Genomic DNA, 17,019 nt, shown 5'->3' on the forward strand with positions numbered 1-17,019 from the left:
TGTTGCCGCAGCGTCATTTTTTATACTATTTTCCATCCACGCTTTCTATTTCCCTGGTCGACATTTCGCTCGTCGATGCAGGACGACAGCGGCTGGTCAGGCAGATATATGGAAGGAATGGCGCTGGTGACATATCGCGCGCCTCTGGCGGCCGTCGCAGCCCGGCACAGCGCGCGATATCGCTCGACGGAGGCAGGCTGGGTCGCCTGGCTGACCGCGCCGCTCGATCCGGCGGCGGAAACCCTTCGCCCCGAACTGACGGACCTTCTATTCGGCAACCGGGTCAGCATCCTCTTCGCCGCATTTTGCCTCAGCGCGCTGCTGCTTTGCTACGCTGTGTTCCTCGATGTCGAACTGGCCGTGCTTCTGCTGGCCTTGTTCGCGCCCGCCGCGATCCTGCGCTACGTGACCATCGGCGCGAGCCCCAGCCGCTCCTCGCTCAGGACGCTGTTGTTGGCCGGTCTGTTCTGGGCGGCCACGGTCGGGCTGTTATGCGGCGAGGGGGCCCGAACCGATAACGTCCTGTTGACGGCGCTCAGCGGCATTATCGGCGTCGCTGTCGCCTTTGGCGGCGCCTATAACAACGCTGGCGCGCCGCGCTTCGCGTTTATCCAGACCATTCTCTTTCTTGCGCCCTATTCGATCTTCGCCGCCTCGTCCGGCGTGCCGGGAATGCAACTCTTCCCGATCCAACTGCCGTTCTGGATCGTCGGGATATTCACCCTGATCCGCCAGATCCATGCCACCCATGTAAAGCTCATCCAAGCCCGGCATCTCGCCAGCCATCTGGCGTTGCACGACAGTCTCACCGGCCTGCCCAATCGGGCGCATTTCATGGAAGCATTGGCCGCCGAATGCCAGCGCGCGTCGCGCGACAGTACGAATCGCAGCTATATCCTCTATCTCGACCTGGACGGGTTCAAGCCGGTCAACGACACATACGGGCATCTGACCGGCGACGACCTACTGCGCGCCGTGGCCGATCGATTCCGCAAGGTCGTCCGGGGGCAGGACGTGATCGGTCGGCTGGGCGGCGACGAGTTCGCGGCGATATTGCGCGGCGTCAGCCAGAAGGAGGCCGAGCAGATCGGCGAGAAACTGATCGCGGCGGCACGCGACCCCTTTCATCTCGATGGCCATCCCCCGATCAGCATCGGGGTCAGCATCGGCGGTGTCGCACTGGGCCTGCCCCCCGATGTCCGTCGCACGCTCCATGCCGCCGACACCATGCTCTACGCCGCCAAACGCGGCGGCAAGGGCCTGCTCCGTATCGCCGAGGCGGCCTGAGCCCGATCCCTCCCCCACCGATTTGTCGCGCGCGCAGCTTCCGCTTCGGCTAGGCGTTGGGCCGTGATGCCTCGGTCGATCTACCTGCTTCCCCTGCCCTTGCTGCTTGCCGCCGCGATGATGGCGCCGCTCGCCTCGCGCTCGCCCAGACCCGCCCCTGCCACCGAGGAGGATGTCGTCGCCGCCGCCGCGCGCGATCCCGGCACCATGACGCTGGCCCCCGATGCCGAGGCCCGCTGGATCCCGTTCCAGCTGACGCCCGGCAACCAGGTCCGCTTCAAGATGACCATCGACGGACAGGCCGTCACCGCGATCCTGGATACCGGGGTCAGCTTCACGCTGTTGGCGCAAAATTCTCCCCTGGCGGCGAAGGGCAAGGTGCGCCCCGGCGGGCAGGCGAGCGCGATCGGCGGCGCGGTCGCGATCGGATGGATGCCGACCCGCACCCTGTCGCTCGGCGGATTGAGCCGCAAGGGCGGCGGAGTGGCGGTCGCGCCCCTGCCCGCGCTGGCGACGGGCGATGCGACAGCGGTGGACCTGCTGGTCGGGCGCGACCTGCTGGCGGGGCATGCGCTCGACATCGACTATGCCGCCAAGCGGTTCCGGCTGATCGCGTCGGGCCGGATGCCCTTCACCGGCGCGACCGCCCCCCTGGTCGTCTCGCCCGAGCGGCGCGTCTATGAAAGCGCGGTCGGGCTCGGCGCGGCAAAGCTGTCGCCGGTCATCGTCGATACCGGCGACGGCTCCGCACTGACCGTGACCCAGGCAGCCTGGCGGGCGGCGCGGCTGACCAGCCTGCCGACCACCACGGCGATCGGCTTCGGTTTGGCGGGTCCCTCGGTCAACGATCTCGCCATCGCGCCGACCGTCCGGCTCGGCAAGCTGACCGCACGCGAGGTCGAGGTACGGATCGAGCCGCCCCAGGGTTTCAGCGAGTCGGTGGGCGTCGCCGGGCGGATCGGGTCGGGCTTTCTCCAGCGCTATCGCGTGCTGCTCGACTCCGGCGCGGGACGGATGATCCTGGCGCCGGGGCCGCAGGCCGATGCGCCCGCGCCGCGATCCACGGTCGGGTTGCTGCTGGGCGTGGCGAGCGACCGGTTGCGGGTCCTGCACGTCATGCGCGGCGGCCCCGCCGACAAGAGCGGCTGGCGGGAGGGCGACACCATCTGCGCCATCGATGGACAGCCCATCCCCCGCGACTATGTCGACAGCCCGATGGCACGCTGGACGGTCGGCCAGCCGGGCACGCGCGTCACCTTGCGGACCTGCGACGGACAGGATCGCGTGCTGACCCGCGCCCGCTTCTACTGACGCCGCTTTCCCCATTCGCGCGCGACCGTATAGCCGAGATAGCCGGTGCCGAAGAGCGCGTAGAGCGGCTCGGGAATGGCGGCCAGATACGCCGCCATGCCCCGGATCATCGCCGCCGCCATGGCGGGGCGAAACCCGGCGAGCACCCCCATGGGCACGCTCCAGAGCAGCAGCGCGTACATGACATAGAGGAAGGTCGGCCGCGCCCGGCGGGTCCACGCATCGGCGCTGTCCTCGGCAGTCATGACAGGCGATCCGCCAGCCAGCCATAGAGGAAGGCTTCATTGGCCGGACGCCGCTCGGCCAGGGTCAGATAGCGTTCACCCTGCAACGCCTCGACCGCCTTCAGCAGCACCTCCTCCCCCGGCGGCCCGCGATGGCGCAGGAAGGCTTTCAGCGCGGCGAGCGTCGCCGGGCCGATCCGGCCATCGGGCACCAGATCGGCATAATCGCGCCCGCCGCGATTGAGCGCGTTCAGCGCGCGTTGCAGGAAGCCCGTCGCCACCGCCGGGCCCATATTGACCCCGGTATCGAACAATTCCTCGGCCAGCCTGGGGGCCAGCTCCGCCACTTGGTCAAAGCCCGGCGCGCGCCAGTAAAGCCGGCGATAGAGGGATTCCGCCCGCGCCAGCGGCAGGCGGCGCATCGGCCCGTCATAGCCGTCCGCCCGCGCCATCGCCTCGGTAATGCCGAAGCGGGTCGCGCCGCCGCGATCGGCGGGGTGGTCGCTATAGTCGCCCTCGCGCGCGATCACCTGCGCGATCAGCGCCTCCACCCGTGCCTCGTCCTCGTGCCCCATCTCATCCCTCCCCCATGACGGAGGAATAGGAACCATATCGGTTCGCTGTAGGACAGCGGATTCTGATCCTCCCCGGCACGGGGAGGTGGCAGCGCAAAGCGCTGACGGAGGGGGGCTTCCACCAAAGTCACCCCTGGCGGCGATCCCCCTCCACCATGCTTCGCATGGTCCCCCTGCCCGCACCGGGGAGGAATGGGTTTAGGGTAACACCGACCGCGCCAGCGCCAGCGTGCCCAGCGGCCCCGCCTGATCGCCGAGTTGCGCATGGACGATCCGGTTGGCGACCTGCGCCGCGTCGACGAAGGGCAGATAGCCCGACAACTTCTCGACGGTGGCGGTGCGCACCATGTCGAGCAGATGCGGCTGGCCGACGCCGACACCGCCGCCGATCACGATCCGGCCGCAAGCCAGCGTCAGGAACAGCCCCGCGAAACTTTCCGCCAGCGCATCGGCGACGAAGGCCCAGACGGGATCGTCCGCTGCCAGTTCCTGTGCAGGACGGCCCGCACGCGCGGCGATGGCGGGTCCGGCGACCAGCCCTTCCAGGCAATCGCCATGGAAGGGGCAGGCCCCGGCGAAATCGTCGCCCGCAACGCGGCGGACGCGGACATGTCCCGCCTCCGGGTGCATCCGGCCCGACACCGGCTGGCCGTTGACGATGATCCCCATGCCGACGCCCGTGCCGACCGTGACATAGACATGGTCGGCCAGTCCGCGCGCCGCGCCCCACTGCCCCTCGGCCAGCGCCGCGCCGGTCACGTCGGTATGGATCGCGACCCGATCGCCGAACCCGTCCGCCAGCGCGCCGACCACGTCCGCCCCCGCCCAGCCCGGCTTTGGGGTGGCGAGCATATGGCCATAATCCATGCCGGTCTTGTCGAGCGCGATGGGCCCGAAGCTGCCGATGCCCAGCGCCTCGGGCTTATACTGCTCGTGCCACTCGGCCAGCCGCTGCGCCAGCGCCGCCAGGGTGATCGCGGGAGTGGTGGTGGGCAGGCGTTCGGACACCAATATGTCCCGCCCGCGCCCGATCAGCACAATCGATTTCGTACCGCCCAGCTCGACGCCCGCGACGATCCGATCCTGTGCCTCGGTCATTCCATTCTCCCGCCAGATGCCTTGCGTTTTTGGTATGTCGCGCCTGCGCGAAACCGTGCATCCAGGTCAAGAGGAGCGTCGCAAAAAGCCGGACAGGCGGGTTATAGTGCGACCAGTGCCGCCAGCCGATCCGCGCGAAGGTTCAGGACATGTGCGGCGGCCAGAACCATGCCACCCGCGACGGTCAGCCACGTCCCCGCCGCGCCGCCCTCGAACACCACGCCGAGGATCAACAGGGTCAGGCCCAGTACGCCGCCGATGGCGGGGCCGACCTGACCATGCCGCCGCCACGCCCGCCATAGCGCGATGGTGCTGAGCGGCACGGCGATGGCCAGCATGACGATATGAAAGCCCTCGCCCAGATCGGCCCAGGCCGCGATCGACGGCAGGAAGGCGATCAGGACAGGCAGGACCAGGCAATGGATCAGGCACAGGGTCGAGGCGGAGATGGCCAGCCGGTCCAGTCCCCCATGCGCGCGCGGTGGCAGCGTCATCGCCGCCGTCTCGCCATTGCCTCGTCCGGTCATGCCATGCCTTTCCGTCACCTAGCCCACGCACATGATATTTTGTATCACTGATAACAAGGGGCAAATCGTGTCACCGTCACGCTTTAAATTGTATTCCGTATAATCTAGCATGGGTCGGATAGCGGAGGAGAGACGGCATATGGCGATGAAACGATGGGCCCTGTGGGCGAGCCTTTCGGCCATGCTGGCGCACACCGCATCGGCGCAGACGACCGAACCCCGGCCCGACTGGGAAAATCCCGCCATCAACCATATCGGCGCGGAGCCGATGCACAGCAGCTTTGCCGGGTTCGAGACGCGCGCGACGGCGCTGGCAGGCGACGTGGCGAAGTCGCGCTATCACCTCTCGCTCGACGGGAGGTGGAAGGTGCACATGTCGCCCAATCCCGAGGCGCGACCGGTCGGCTTCCAGGACCCGGCGCGCGACGTCTCGACCTGGCGCGAGGTCGCGGTTCCCGGCATCCTTCAGGCGCAGGGGCTGAGCCGCCCGGTCTTCGTCGGCAGCGGCTATCCCTTTCCCCGCAACGCGCCGTTCATCGAGCACCGGCTGAACGAAGTCGCCTCCTATCGCCGCGACTTCACGGTTCCCGCGCATTTCGCCGGACGTCGGCTGCTGCTGACCGTCGGCGCGGCGGGGGCGGCCTATTATCTGTGGGTCAATGGCGAGAAGATCGGCTATTCCGAGGACTCCAAGCTTCCCACCGAATTCGACATCAGCCGTGCCGCCAGGCGCGGCCGCAATGTCATCGCCATCGAACTCTACCGCCATTCGGACGGCAGCTACCTTGAAGATCAGGATTTCTGGCGGGTCAACGGGATCGAGCGGTCGATCACCCTCTATGCCGCGCCGCAGATCCATATTCGCGACCTGGGAATCGAGGCCGGGCTGACCAACGAGTATCGCGACGGCACGCTGTCGGCGGAGGTCGATCTGGCGGGCGCGGCGCAGGCCACCAGCGTGCGGGCGACCCTGCTCGACGGCAAGCGGACGGTGCTGACCCGGACCGCGACGCCCAGCGGCACCAGCGCGACGATCACGGCGCAGGTTCCGGGCGTGAAGACGTGGAGTGCGGAGGCCCCCAATCTCTACACCCTGCTGGTCGAACTGCTCGACGCGAAGGGCAAGTTGATCGAGGCGACCAGCCGCCGCATCGGCTTCCGCACGGTCGAGGTCGCAGGCGGCGAGGTCCGGGTGAACGGGAAGCGGATCATGATCCGCGGCGTCAACCGGCACGAACATGACCCGCACACATTCCGCATCGTGTCCGAGGAGACGATGCGCAAGGATATCGAGTTGATGAAGGCCGCGAACATCAACGCGGTCCGCACCTCCCACTATCCCAACGATCCGCGCTGGTACGACCTCGCCGACGAATATGGCCTGTACGTGATGGACGAGGCCAATATCGAGAGCCACGGCTATCTCAGCCTTACCCAGGAAAAGAACGACCCGACGCTCAATCTGGGGCACAAACCCGAATGGGCGGCGGCGCATCTCGACCGGGTGCAGCGCATGGTCGAGCGCGACCGCAACCACCCGTCCGTCATCTTCTGGTCACTGGGCAATGAAAGCGGTGTCGGGCCCAATTTCGAGGCGGCGGCGAAATGGATCCGCCAGCACGACAGGACGCGGCTGATCAACTTCCTCGGCTATAGCATGAGCGGCTGGCGACATCCGACCAACGCCTATGTCGATATCTTCGCGCCCATGTATGACGATGTGGAGAAGCTAGCCGACTATGCCCAGCGGCCCGAATTCACCCAGCCGCTGATCCTGTGCGAATATGCCCATGCGATGGGCAACAGTCTGGGCGACTTTCAGGGTTATTGGGACGTGTTCCGCAAATATCCGAAGTTGCAGGGGGCCTTCGTCTGGGACTGGGTCGACCAGACGATGATCCTCAAGGACAAGGACGGTCACCCCTATTGGGGCCAGGGCCTAGACTATGATCCCGATCCCAAGGATGCGGGGCTGCATGGCGACGACAGCCCCGTGGGCGACGGCGTGATCCAGTCAGACCGCACCCCCGACCCCGAATATTATGAGATGGCGCATGTCCAGTCGCCGGTCCACTTCACCCATGAGGGCGGCGGCTGGCAGGTGGTCAACCGCCACGACCATATCGACCTGTCGCGCTTCACGCTGGACTGGACGGTGCTGGAGAATGGCGTCGAGACGGCGCGGGGCAGCATCGCCACGCCATCGGTCGCGGCCGGAGCGAGCGCTCCCCTGTCCTTCGCCCTGCCCCCGGCGAAGGACGCCACGGCCGAACGCTCGCTGATCCTGCGCGCGCGGACCAGGGCGGGGGCGATCCCGCCGCTACCCGCGGGTCATGTCGTCGGCTGGGAGCAGTTCGCGCTCTCCGCCCCGGTCTTCGTCGCCGCCCCCGCCGGATCGGCCGTGCCGGAGGAAAGCCCCGATGCGATGACGCTGAAGGCTGGCAACGCCGTGCTGGAGATCGACCGCGAAACGGGCCTCGTTCGCCGCTATGCCCGTGACGGCAAGACCTTGCTGACCGGCGGCGCGCCCAATTTCACCCGCGCGCCGACCGACAATGATGTGGGTGCTGGCGTGCCCAAGAGCCATGCGATGTGGCAATATTTCTCCGAGCATCGCCGCCTCGACGATATCCAGCGCGACGGCAACGCCATCGTCGTCGATCACGACATGGGCGTGGGATCGGTCAAGATGCGGACCCGCTGGACCATGGCCCCGGACGGCAGCGCGACCGCGACGGTGCGCTTCACGCCGCTCCGCGCGACCTTGCCCGATCCCTTGCGCGTCGGCCTCGCCTTCGCGACGCCGGGGCAGCAATTCGGCCAGGTGAGCTGGTTCGGGCGCGGCCCCTGGGAAAGCTATGCCGATCGCAAGACCGGTGCGATCATCGCCCGCTGGAGCGGCGCGCTGGCGGACCAGTATCACGACTATGCCCGGCCGCAGGAGAGCGGCAACAAGACCGATGTTCGCTGGCTGCAACTGACCGGCACCGGCGTGGGGTTTCGCGTGACGGGGGCGCAACCGCTGTCGGTCAACGCCCTGCCCTTCCCCTATGCCGACCTCGCGATGAAGCCGCCGGGCAAGGCGCATAGTTCGGATATCCGCCCGCATGGCGACGGCACGCTGCTGATCGACGCCGCGCAGGTCGGGGTCGGGGGCGATACCGGCTGGAACCTCGATGGCCGCGCGCACATGCCCTATCGCATCGCGCTCCAGCCGCTGACCTACAGCTTCACGATCGGAGCCGCCCAGTGAAGCGACTTTCCCTCCTCGCCCTGTTGCTGACCACCTCGCCCTTGGCGGCGCAGACCGTGCCCGACCGTATCGCCACGTCGCTGGCGCTTCGCGACCGGTGGCAATGGCTGACCCGCGATATCGCCTCCCCCGCCGAATGGGATGCGGACGGGCGGCATTTCCATTATCGCAAGACGGTGGCGGGCGGCTTCGCCTTTGTCGATGTCGACGCCGCCACCCGCGCCAAGGCTCCCGCCTTCGACGCCGCCGCGCTCGCCCCCGCGCTGTCCAAGGTGACGGGCAAGCCGGTCGAACCTTCCCGCCTGCCCTTCGAGCATTTCGCCTATTCGCCCGACCGTTCGGCGATCCGTTTCTCGATCGGTTATGAGGAGACCGTCTATCGCTGCACTCTCGTCCAGCCGGTCTGCGCGGTCGTCCCGCCCGAGAATCCTGCCCGCCCGCGCGGCTTCGGCGTGGTGCGCGACCTGCGCGTTCCCGCCGACAACCATCCCCGCCTTTCCCCCGATGGCAGGCTGGAGGCGCTGGTCCTCGACGACAATCTGGTCGTGCGGACCGCGAGTGGCGGCAAGGAGGTCTGGCGCTCCCAGGACGGCAGCCCCGCCAATTTCTACGACCCCGAAACCATCGCCTGGAGCCCCGACGGTCAGCATATCGCGCTCCAACGTGTCCGCCCCGGCTATGCCCGCATGGTCACCCGCGTCCTCGCCGCGCCGCCGGGCAAGGTCCAGCCCGAGGTCGTCCAGCAACTCTATCCCAAGCCCGGCGATGCGGTGGATCAGGAATCGCCCGTCCTCTTCCGCGTCGCGGACGGCCAGCGGACCGAGATCGATCCGGCGCTGTTCGCGGGTGCCTATACCCTGTCCGCCCCCGAATGGCGCGCGGACAGCAAGAGCTTCGCCTTTGACGACCTGAAACGCGGCTTCGGCGAGGCCAAGATCATCGCGGTCGATGCCGACACCGGCGCGGCCCATGCCGCCGTCACCGAAACCGCGAAGACCTTCGTCTTCCGCGACCGCATCTGGTCGCACGACGTGAAGGGGCTGGGCCGCGAGATCCTCTGGGCGTCGGAGCGGGACGGCTGGCGGCATCTCTATCTGGTCGATGGCGCGACCGGGCGGGTGGTGCGCCAGATCACCAAGGGCCATTGGCTGGTCCGCGACATCGGACACGTCGATGACGAAAAGCGGCAAATCTGGTTCTCGGCCAGCGGCTTCGTCCCCGGCGAAGACCCCTATTACAAACACTGGTTCCGGGTCGATTTCGATGGCCGCAACCTGACCCGCTTGACGCGCGAGAATGCGACTCACGAAGTCCGCTTCTCTCCCGACATGACCACTTACGTCGACGTCTTCTCCCGCACCGACCTGCCGGAGACGATGGAATGGCGTGACGCCCGCGATGGCCACCTGATCCAGACGCTGGAAAAGGGCGACATCACCGCGCTGACCGCCGCCGGGTTCCGCCCGCCCGAACGCTTCACCGCCAAGGGCCGCGACGGCAAGACCGATATCTACGGCCTGGTCGTCCGCCCGCGCGACTATGACCCGGCCAGGCGCTATCCGGTGATCGAGAACATCTATGCCGGGCCGCACGACAGTTTCGTGCCCAAGGGCTTCTGGCCGTTCGGTGCCTTCTCCGGCGGCGACAAGGTCATGGGGATGCAGCAGCTCGCCGATCTGGGCTTCGTCGTCGTGATGATCGACGGCATGGGCACCGCCAACCGCTCCAAGGCCTTTCACGACGTCGCGTGGAAGAACCTGGCCGATAGCGGCTTTCCCGATCGCATCGCCTGGATGAAGGCGCTGAACGCCAAGGACCCCGCCGCCGATATCACCCGCGTCGGCATCTATGGCGGCTCGGCGGGCGGGCAGAGCACGCTGAACGCGCTGCTCTTCCACCCCGAATTCTACAAGGCCGGGGTCGCCTATGCCGGGTGTTTCGACAACCGGATGGACAAGATCGACTGGAACGAACAATGGCTCGGCTATCCGGTCGACCGGAGTTACCTGGACGCCTCGGGCGTGGTCCATGCCCACCAGTTGCAGGGCAAGCTGATGCTGGTCGTCGGCGAGCAGGATTCCAACGTCGATCCCGCCAGCACGACGCAGGTCGTCGATGCGCTGATCAAGGCGGACAAGGATTTCGACCTGCTGGTCGTCCCCGGCGGCGAGCATACCGCCGGGCGCTCCACCGGCCCGGTCGCGTATGCCATGCGGCGGCAATATGCGTTCTTCCTGAAGGCTCTGCGCGGCGAGGAGTGACTTTCTTCCGCATATCGTGCGCACCACCCCGGCGCAGGCCGGGGTCCAGTTTCGGCGCACAATGGAGCGCACCACATCGCGAACGGCGCCTGGACCCCGGCCTGCGCCGGGGTGGAAAAGAGGAGGAAGGGGCCGGAAGGAAAGAATTGCCTCCCCTCCTCCACACGCCTATCGCTCCTCCCGCGACAGGTTCCCCTTGGCGGGGGATGAAAAGGGAATGGGGTGCGATGCCCCGGCTGCCCCTGCAACTGTAAGCGGCGAGCCGTTCGCCATCACGCCATTGGGGGCAGAACACCCCCGAGAAGGCGGCGGACCGGCCCCGACCCGCGAGCCAGGAGACCTGCCCGTCGCGGTCGTCCTTCGACCGGTCAGGGTGTGCCGGACGGACGGGGGTTTCCCCTCGCGCGGGCGACGGCGCTTTGTGGAGAATGCCCCGTGACCGAGTCCTTCCCATGCTGAAACCCGCCACCAACGGCCCCGCCGTGGTCGCCTGCAACACCTGTCGCCTGTCCGACGACGTGCGCGAGAATGACGAGGGCAAGCGCGGCGGCGCGCTGCTGGTCGAGGCGTTGCGCCGCGTCCAGGCGTCCGACCCCGCTTATGCCGAGGTGGCGGTCGAGGAGATGCCCTGCCTGTTCGCCTGCCAGTCCTTCTGCACCGTCCATCTGCGCTGCCCCGGCAAGGTCGGCTATGTCATGGGCAAGTTCGCCCCCGATGACGATGCCGCCCGCGCCATCCTGGACTATGCGCGGGCCTATGCCGCCAGCGACTGGGGGCAGGTGCCGTACAAGCAATGGCCGCAAGGGGTGAAGGGCCATTTCCTCACCCGCACGCCGCCCGAAGGATTCGTCGTCGAATGAAGGCTTTCCCCACCGTCGCCGCGTTCGAGGCGACACTGGCCACCTTGCCCGAACCCGATGCGGCCGCCCGCGACGCCGCGACGGCACGGCAGGGCCAGTTGACCAAGCCCCCCGGCTCGCTGGGCCGGTTGGAGGAGATCGCGATCTTCCTCGCCGGATGGCAAGGCCGCGAGCGTCCCCGGATCGAACGGGGCCGCGCCGTCATCTTCGCCGGGAATCACGGCGTCGTCGCGCGCGGGGTCAGCGCCTTTCCGGCGGAGGTGACCGCGCAGATGGTCGCCAATTTCGCCGCCGGAGGGGCCGCGATCAACGCGCTGGCGGCGGCGGCGGGGCTGGCACTGTCGGTGGTGCCACTCGATCTCGACCGGCCCACCATGGACTTCACCACCGCACCGGCGATGAGCGAGGCGGAATGCCTCGCCGCGCTGAACGCCGGGGCCGAAGCGGTGGGCGATGCCGACCTGCTGGTGCTGGGCGAGATGGGGATCGGCAACACCACCCCCGCCGCCGCGCTCGCCGCCGCCAGTTTTGGAGGCGATGCGTCCGACTGGGTCGGCCCCGGCACCGGCGTCGATGCGCAAGGCCTGTCGCGCAAGGCTGTCGCCGTGGCCGATGGCCTGTCCCTGCACCGCGACCATCTGGGCAGCGCCTTTGAAATCCTGCGCCATCTGGGCGGGCGGGAGATTGCGGCGATCGCGGGCGCGGTGCTGGCCGCGCGGGCGAAGCGCGTACCCATCGTGCTGGATGGCTTCATCGGCACCGCCGCGATCGCCCCGCTCGCTTTCGCCAATCCCGGCATCGCCGCCCATTGCCTGGCGGGCCATTGTTCGGCCGAGCCGGGGCATGTCCGACTGCTCGACCGGCTGGGGCTGACGCCGATCCTGTCGCTCGACATGCGGCTGGGCGAGGGTAGCGGCGCGGCGGTGGCGGTGCAGGTGATCCGATCGGCGCTGGCCGCGCATGACGGCATGGCGACCTTTGCCGAAGCGGGGGTCGCCACCGCGTGACCGGGTTCCGCCTCCATCTGCTTCGTCACGGCGAGCCCGAACTGACGGGGCGGATGCTGGGACGCACCGACAGCCCGGCGACGGCACGGGGCATCGCCGCCTGTGTCGACCGGGCGCGCGGGGTGGAGGTCGTGCGGCGGATCGGCTCCGACCTGTCGAGAGCCCGCGCCTGCGCCGAGGCGATCGGCCCGGCCGAAATCGATCCCCGCTGGCGCGAACTGGACTTTGGCGACTGGGACGGACTGGCCCCCGACGCGATCGACCGGGCCGCGCTCGATCGTTTCTGGCATGACCCCGACGCCGCACCGCCCCCCGGCGGCGAGCGCTGGTCCGATCTGGTGGCGCGGGTCGCGGGAACCCTGGCCGAGTTGCGCCCCGAACCGACGCTGATCGTCACCCATGGCGGGGCGATGCGCGCCGCCTTGCATGTGCTGTGCGGCTTCGACTTCCGCGCCGTCTGGGCCTTCGCCCTGCCCTATGCCAGCCTGTTGACACTGGAAGTGTGGGACGGCGTGCCGCGCACGGCGCAGGTGACCGGGCTGGTCACGACATGAGGACGCTGGTCGTCGCGCTGGGCTTCCTGACCCGCCTGCCCATGCCGCGGGTGGAGGCGGATTCCGAGGATTTCGCGCGGGCGATCCGGCTCTATCCGGTGGCGGGCTTGGCTATCGGGGTGATCGTCGCGGGCGCGGGCTGGCTGGGGGCGCGGGTCGATCCGTGGATCGGGGCACTGGCGGCGCTGATCGCCTGGGTCTGGGTGACGGGGGCACTGCATCTGGACGGGCTGGCGGATGTCAGCGACGGGCTGGGCGCGGCGCATGGCGACCGGTCGCGGCTGCTGTCGGTGATGGCCGATCCACATATCGGCAGCTTCGGGGTGGTGGCGCTGGTGATGCAGTTGCTCGCCAAGCTGGTGCTGCTCCACCGCGTGCCGCCCGAAGGCTGGACATGGATCGCGCTGATCCCGGCGGCGGCGCGGATCGGGCCGTTGGTCTGGGCCCGGTTCCTCCCGCCGCTCCGACCCGGCGGCCTGGGGGCGATGGTGGCGCGGGCGGTGCGTCCCTTCGACCTGATCCTCTCGGGCGTCGTCGTCACCGCGATCATTGCCTTCTGGCCGCCGCTGGCCGCCCTGCCGCTCGCCATCGGTGCGCTCTTCCTCTGGTTCCGGCGCAAGCTGGGCGGGATGACCGGCGACGTGCATGGCGCGGGGATCGAATGGACCGAGACCGCCCTCCTCCTCGCCGCCGCGCTCTATTCCCTGCCCTGAGCGATCCGCAGCAGCGCGTCGCCATCGACATGCGCCTCCAGCGTGGCGGCGATGGCGTCGAGCGCTTCGTCCATATCGGCCCGGTGATCCGGCCCCGCCCCCTCCACCCCGATCCGCGCGAGCCACGCCGCGCGCTGCGCCGCTTCACCCAGCAGACCGTGGATATAGCTGCCCGCAACCAGCCCATCGGCGCTCATCGCGCCCTCCGCCCGGCCATCGGCCAGATGCCCGATGGGCCGGAGGGTGTCGGGGCCGTTCGTGCGCCCCAGGTGGATCTCATATCCCGAAAAGCCCGCCCCGAGCGCCTCGCCGGTGACGGGGCGAACGGTCTTCTCGCCGGTCAGCACCGTCTCCACGTTCAGCAGCCCCAGGCCATCGACCCGGCCCGCCGGCCCCTCGATCCCGTCCGGGTCCGCGACGCTCCGCCCCAGCATCTGGTATCCGCCGCACAGCCCCAGCACCGGCCGCCCGCGCCGATGATGCGCCGCGATGTCGATATCCCAACCCTGCGCGCGGATGAAGGCGAGGTCGGCGATCGTCGCCTTGGACCCCGCCAGCACGATCATCGCCGCATCGGGGATCGGCTCGCCGGGGCGGACCATGACGAGGTCGACCTGCGGCTCCAGCCTTAGCGGATCGAGATCGTCGAAATTGGCGATGCGCGGCGTGATCGGACAGGCGATCACCACCTGCCCCCCGGCCCCGGCGCGCGACCGTTCCAGCACCACCGCATCCTCGCTGGGCAGGCGCGCGGCATCCGCCAGCCACGGGATCAGCCCCAGCGAGCGCCAGCCGGTATGCTGCGCGATCACGCCCAAGCCATCGGCGAACAGCGCCGGGTCGCCGCGAAACTTGTTGACCAGGAAACCCCGGATCATCGCGGCATCCTCTGGGTCGATCACGGCTTTCGTCCCGACCAGCGAGGCGATCACCCCGCCCCGGTCGATATCCCCCGCCAGCACCACCGGCACCCTCGCCGCGCGCGCGAAGCCCATATTGGCGATGTCGCCCGAACGCAGGTTGACCTCGGCGGGCGAGCCCGCGCCCTCCACGATGACGAGGTCGCACTGCACCTCCAACCGGCGATAGCATTCGACCACCTCGGGCAGCAGCCCGATCCGCCCCTCGCGCCATTTCGACGCAGGCAGCATCCCCCGCACCTGCCCGCGCACGATCAACTGTGAGGTGCGGTCGCCCTGCGGCTTCAGCAGCACCGGGTTCATGTCGACATGCGGAGGCACCCGCGCCGCCAGCGCCTGGGTCGCCTGCGCCCGTCCGATCTCGCCGCCATCCGGCGTGGCGGCGGCGTTGTTGCTCATATTCTGCGGCTTGAAGGGGCGGACGCTCAGGCCCCGATTGGCGAAGAGGCGGCACAGCCCCGCGACCAGCACCGACTTGCCGACGTCCGAGCCCGTGCCCTGGATCATCACGCCAGCCATGCGACACCCCCCGCGATCACCCAGAGGAGCAGACACGCCCGCGCATAGATTTGCAGCGCGGTGACGATATCCTTCGGAGACGCCGCCCGCCCCTCGCGCCCGATCCATGGCTTGATCTGGGTCACGCCGTCATAAGCGACCGGCCCCGCCAGCGCGACGCCCAGCGCGCCCGCCATCGCCGCTTCCGGCCAGCCCGCATTGGGCGAGGCATGGGCGCGTGCATCCCGCCGCATCACCCGCCAGCCCCGCGCGCCCGCAACGCAGACCAGCGCTCCCGCGATCCGGGCGGGCACCCAGTTCGCCCCATCGTCGATCCGCGCCGCCGCCCAGCCGAACGCCCGCCAGCGCGGCTCCTTATGCCCGATCAGGCTGTCGGCGGTGTTGATCGCCTTATAGACCCACGCGCCCGGCAGCCCGAGCAGCAGCAACCAGAATAGCGGCGCGACGATGCCGTCGCAGAAGCTCTCCGCCAGCGTCTCGATCGCGGCGCGCGAGACGCCCGCCTGGTCCAGCCGCCCGGTATCGCGCCCCACGACCCGAGCGACCAGCGATCGGGCGGCAGGCAGGTCGCCGCGAAGCAGGGCCTCGGCGACGGGCCGGACATGGATGTACAGGCTGCGCTGTGCGAGCGCGGGCCAGGCGAGGACGGCGCTGGCGATCCACCCCCAGCGACCGAACAGAAGGTGCGATTCCCGGTCGAGCCACCATGCCACTCCGCCGGTCAGGGCGATCAGGACCACCATGGTCAGGACGCCCAGCCCCCGCCGCACGCCCTCCGGCCGCTTGGGGGAATTGCCCAGCCGCTCGGCACAATTCAGGAACCGCGCGAACGCTCCCACCGGATGCCCGACCCGCGCATAGAGCCGATCCGGCCAACCGATCGCGGCGTCCAGCGCCAAGGCCGCCAGCGCTACGGGGTCAGCCATGGTGCAATGCCCTATCGAGCCGGTTCAGGTCGTCAGCGACCGGCACGCCGAACCGCAACCGCTCGGGTGCGTCGGCAAAGGGCCGGACCAATATCCCCGCCGCCGCCAGTCGCGCGAAGATCGCCGGGGCGTCGGGCGTCTCGACCATGCGGAACAGCGGGCACGCGCCCCGTGCGGTCAGTCCGTGCCGGGCCAGCACCGCGTCCAGCGCGACCGCCCGCGCGGCCAGCGCATCGCGGGTCGCGGCGATCCAGCCGCGATCGGCATAGGCGGCGCTACCCCAGACGATGGCATGACTCGCCACCGGCCAATCGCCCAGCAGGGCGCGCAACCGCGCGAGCCACTCTGGCTCGGCGATGACGAAGCCCAGCCGCAATCCCGCCAGCCCGAAGAACTTGCCAAAGGAGCGCAACACCACCACCCGCTCGCCACCCGCAAAGCCGGGTCCGAGCATGGCGTCGGCGAAGGCTTCGTCCAGGATCAGCCAGCCGCCCGCCCGCGCCTGTGCGTCCGCCAATTGGGTCAATTGCTCCGGTGAGCGATGGACGCCATCGGGATTGTTGGGATTGGCGAGCAACAGGCTCCCCGCCCGCCCCGGCCATTCCTCCAGCACGGCGTGATCGACCCGTGCCGTCGCCACCGCCCCATGCGTGCCATAGCCGGGCCGCACCGCGACGATCGGTTGCGCCACGCCCAGCAGGGGCAGCAACCGAAGCGCCATCTCGCTCCCCGGCACCGCTGCCACCCGTTCCGGCGCCGCACCGAAATGCGCCGCCGCCAGGGCCTCCAGCCGGGCGAGCGTGCTTCGATCCGGCAGCGGCGCGGCATCGACCGCCAATCCGGCAGGCGGCTGCCACGGCACCGGGTTGATTCCGGTCGACAGGTCCAGCCAAGGCTCGGTGACGTGCGGGAACAAGGCCTTGGCCGCATCGATCCGCCCGCCATGATGGGTCAGCGCACCCATTTCCGCTTGCGTCACAGCCC

General features: G+C 69.0%; 15 protein-coding genes and 1 riboswitch. Of the genes, 8 read left to right on the top strand and 7 right to left on the bottom strand.

What is annotated here, in order from left to right; all coding sequences use genetic code 11:
- The first annotated feature begins 126 nt into the window (after positions 1–126).
- Positions 127–1,287 carry a diguanylate cyclase gene (locus tag QE379_RS16945; RefSeq protein ID WP_307002277.1) on the top strand — a complete coding sequence of 387 codons (1,161 nt, stop codon included), beginning with the start codon at positions 127–129 and terminating at the stop codon, positions 1,285–1,287.
- 66 nt (positions 1,288–1,353) lie between these two features.
- Entirely contained in the window at positions 1,354–2,598 is a 1,245-nt protein-coding gene (locus tag QE379_RS16950) for an aspartyl protease family protein (RefSeq protein ID WP_307003278.1), read from the top strand.
- Here QE379_RS16950 and QE379_RS16955 read toward each other — a convergent pair.
- The 4 genes from QE379_RS16955 to QE379_RS16970 all read right to left on the bottom strand — a co-directional run bounded on the left by QE379_RS16955 (position 2,592) and on the right by QE379_RS16970 (position 5,022).
- Positions 2,592–2,843 (bottom strand): 3TM-type holin, encoded by a 252-nt coding sequence (locus QE379_RS16955; protein ID WP_307002279.1) that lies wholly within the window; start codon positions 2,841–2,843, stop codon positions 2,592–2,594. The two genes, QE379_RS16950 and QE379_RS16955, sit on opposite strands and share 7 nt — an antisense overlap.
- A complete protein-coding gene (locus tag QE379_RS16960) occupies positions 2,840–3,397 on the bottom strand; it encodes a glycoside hydrolase family 108 protein (RefSeq protein WP_307002281.1) in 558 nt (185 codons plus the stop codon). Before QE379_RS16960 ends, QE379_RS16955 begins: the two co-directional genes overlap by 4 nt.
- Before the next feature lie 198 nt (positions 3,398–3,595).
- Positions 3,596–4,495, bottom strand: a complete 900-nt coding sequence (locus QE379_RS16965) for an ROK family protein (protein ID WP_307002284.1) — start codon at positions 4,493–4,495, stop codon at positions 3,596–3,598.
- A gap of 101 nt (positions 4,496–4,596) precedes the next feature.
- A complete protein-coding gene (locus QE379_RS16970; protein WP_307002286.1) occupies positions 4,597–5,022 on the bottom strand; it encodes a MerC domain-containing protein in 426 nt (141 codons plus the stop codon).
- 139 nt (positions 5,023–5,161) lie between these two features.
- On the opposite strand from QE379_RS16970, the gene QE379_RS16975 reads away from it, so the two are divergent.
- The 6 genes from QE379_RS16975 to cobS all read left to right on the top strand — a co-directional run bounded on the left by QE379_RS16975 (position 5,162) and on the right by cobS (position 13,670).
- On the top strand, positions 5,162–8,275 hold the full coding sequence (locus QE379_RS16975; RefSeq protein WP_307002288.1) for a glycoside hydrolase family 2 TIM barrel-domain containing protein: 3,114 nt from the start codon (positions 5,162–5,164) through the stop codon (positions 8,273–8,275).
- A complete protein-coding gene (locus tag QE379_RS16980) occupies positions 8,272–10,536 on the top strand; it encodes a S9 family peptidase (RefSeq protein ID WP_307002290.1) in 2,265 nt (754 codons plus the stop codon). Before QE379_RS16975 ends, QE379_RS16980 begins: the two co-directional genes overlap by 4 nt.
- A 170-nt stretch (positions 10,537–10,706) precedes the next feature.
- Positions 10,707–10,899, top strand: a riboswitch (cobalamin riboswitch).
- 89 nt (positions 10,900–10,988) lie between these two features.
- The gene (locus QE379_RS16985; RefSeq protein WP_307002291.1) at positions 10,989–11,396 is read left to right on the top strand and encodes a DUF1636 domain-containing protein; all 408 of its coding nucleotides are present in this window, start codon (positions 10,989–10,991) and stop codon (positions 11,394–11,396) included.
- The gene (gene cobT / locus QE379_RS16990) at positions 11,393–12,403 is read left to right on the top strand and encodes a nicotinate-nucleotide--dimethylbenzimidazole phosphoribosyltransferase (protein ID WP_307002293.1); all 1,011 of its coding nucleotides are present in this window, start codon (positions 11,393–11,395) and stop codon (positions 12,401–12,403) included. The genes QE379_RS16985 and cobT overlap by 4 nt, the downstream gene beginning before the upstream one ends.
- Complete coding sequence (locus QE379_RS16995; RefSeq protein ID WP_307002294.1) at positions 12,400–12,957, top strand: histidine phosphatase family protein; 558 nt, start codon at positions 12,400–12,402, stop codon at positions 12,955–12,957. Before cobT ends, QE379_RS16995 begins: the two co-directional genes overlap by 4 nt.
- Entirely contained in the window at positions 12,954–13,670 is a 717-nt protein-coding gene (gene cobS / locus QE379_RS17000) for an adenosylcobinamide-GDP ribazoletransferase (protein ID WP_307002296.1), read from the top strand. The genes QE379_RS16995 and cobS overlap by 4 nt, the downstream gene beginning before the upstream one ends.
- Here cobS and QE379_RS17005 read toward each other — a convergent pair.
- Genes QE379_RS17005 through QE379_RS17015 form a run of 3 tightly spaced genes read right to left on the bottom strand, consistent with a single transcriptional unit; the run spans position 13,655 to position 17,014 of the window.
- Positions 13,655–15,109 carry a cobyric acid synthase gene (locus QE379_RS17005; protein WP_307002298.1) on the bottom strand — a complete coding sequence of 485 codons (1,455 nt, stop codon included), beginning with the start codon at positions 15,107–15,109 and terminating at the stop codon, positions 13,655–13,657. The genes cobS and QE379_RS17005 overlap by 16 nt on opposite strands.
- Positions 15,097–16,035: an adenosylcobinamide-phosphate synthase CbiB gene (cbiB, locus tag QE379_RS17010; RefSeq protein ID WP_307002300.1), complete on the bottom strand. Its 939-nt coding sequence runs from the start codon at positions 16,033–16,035 to the stop codon at positions 15,097–15,099. Before cbiB ends, QE379_RS17005 begins: the two co-directional genes overlap by 13 nt.
- Entirely contained in the window at positions 16,028–17,014 is a 987-nt protein-coding gene (locus QE379_RS17015) for an aminotransferase class I/II-fold pyridoxal phosphate-dependent enzyme (RefSeq protein WP_307002301.1), read from the bottom strand. Before QE379_RS17015 ends, cbiB begins: the two co-directional genes overlap by 8 nt.
- Positions 17,015–17,019: the final 5 nt, after the last annotated feature.

Origin of the sequence: Sphingomonas sp. SORGH_AS_0879, from assembly GCF_030819175.1 — a bacterium.
GTDB lineage: Bacteria > Pseudomonadota > Alphaproteobacteria > Sphingomonadales > Sphingomonadaceae > Sphingomonas.

Excerpts from the sequence above, each read along its gene's own strand:
- QE379_RS16975 (WP_307002288.1), top strand. The coding sequence starts at position 5,162 with ATGGCGATGAAACGATGGGCCCTGTGGGCGAGCCTTTCGGCCATGCTG.
- cobT (WP_307002293.1), top strand. The coding sequence starts at position 11,393 with ATGAAGGCTTTCCCCACCGTCGCCGCGTTCGAGGCGACACTGGCCACC.
- QE379_RS17005 (WP_307002298.1), bottom strand. The coding sequence starts at position 15,109 with ATGGCTGGCGTGATGATCCAGGGCACGGGCTCGGACGTCGGCAAGTCG.
- cobS (WP_307002296.1), top strand. The coding sequence starts at position 12,954 with ATGAGGACGCTGGTCGTCGCGCTGGGCTTCCTGACCCGCCTGCCCATG.
- QE379_RS16950 (WP_307003278.1), top strand. The coding sequence starts at position 1,354 with ATGCCTCGGTCGATCTACCTGCTTCCCCTGCCCTTGCTGCTTGCCGCC.
- QE379_RS16955 (WP_307002279.1), bottom strand. The coding sequence starts at position 2,843 with ATGACTGCCGAGGACAGCGCCGATGCGTGGACCCGCCGGGCGCGGCCG.
- QE379_RS16985 (WP_307002291.1), top strand. The coding sequence starts at position 10,989 with ATGCTGAAACCCGCCACCAACGGCCCCGCCGTGGTCGCCTGCAACACC.
- QE379_RS16965 (WP_307002284.1), bottom strand. The coding sequence starts at position 4,495 with ATGACCGAGGCACAGGATCGGATCGTCGCGGGCGTCGAGCTGGGCGGT.
- QE379_RS16960 (WP_307002281.1), bottom strand. The coding sequence starts at position 3,397 with ATGGGGCACGAGGACGAGGCACGGGTGGAGGCGCTGATCGCGCAGGTG.
- QE379_RS16970 (WP_307002286.1), bottom strand. The coding sequence starts at position 5,022 with ATGACCGGACGAGGCAATGGCGAGACGGCGGCGATGACGCTGCCACCG.
- cbiB (WP_307002300.1), bottom strand. The coding sequence starts at position 16,035 with ATGGCTGACCCCGTAGCGCTGGCGGCCTTGGCGCTGGACGCCGCGATC.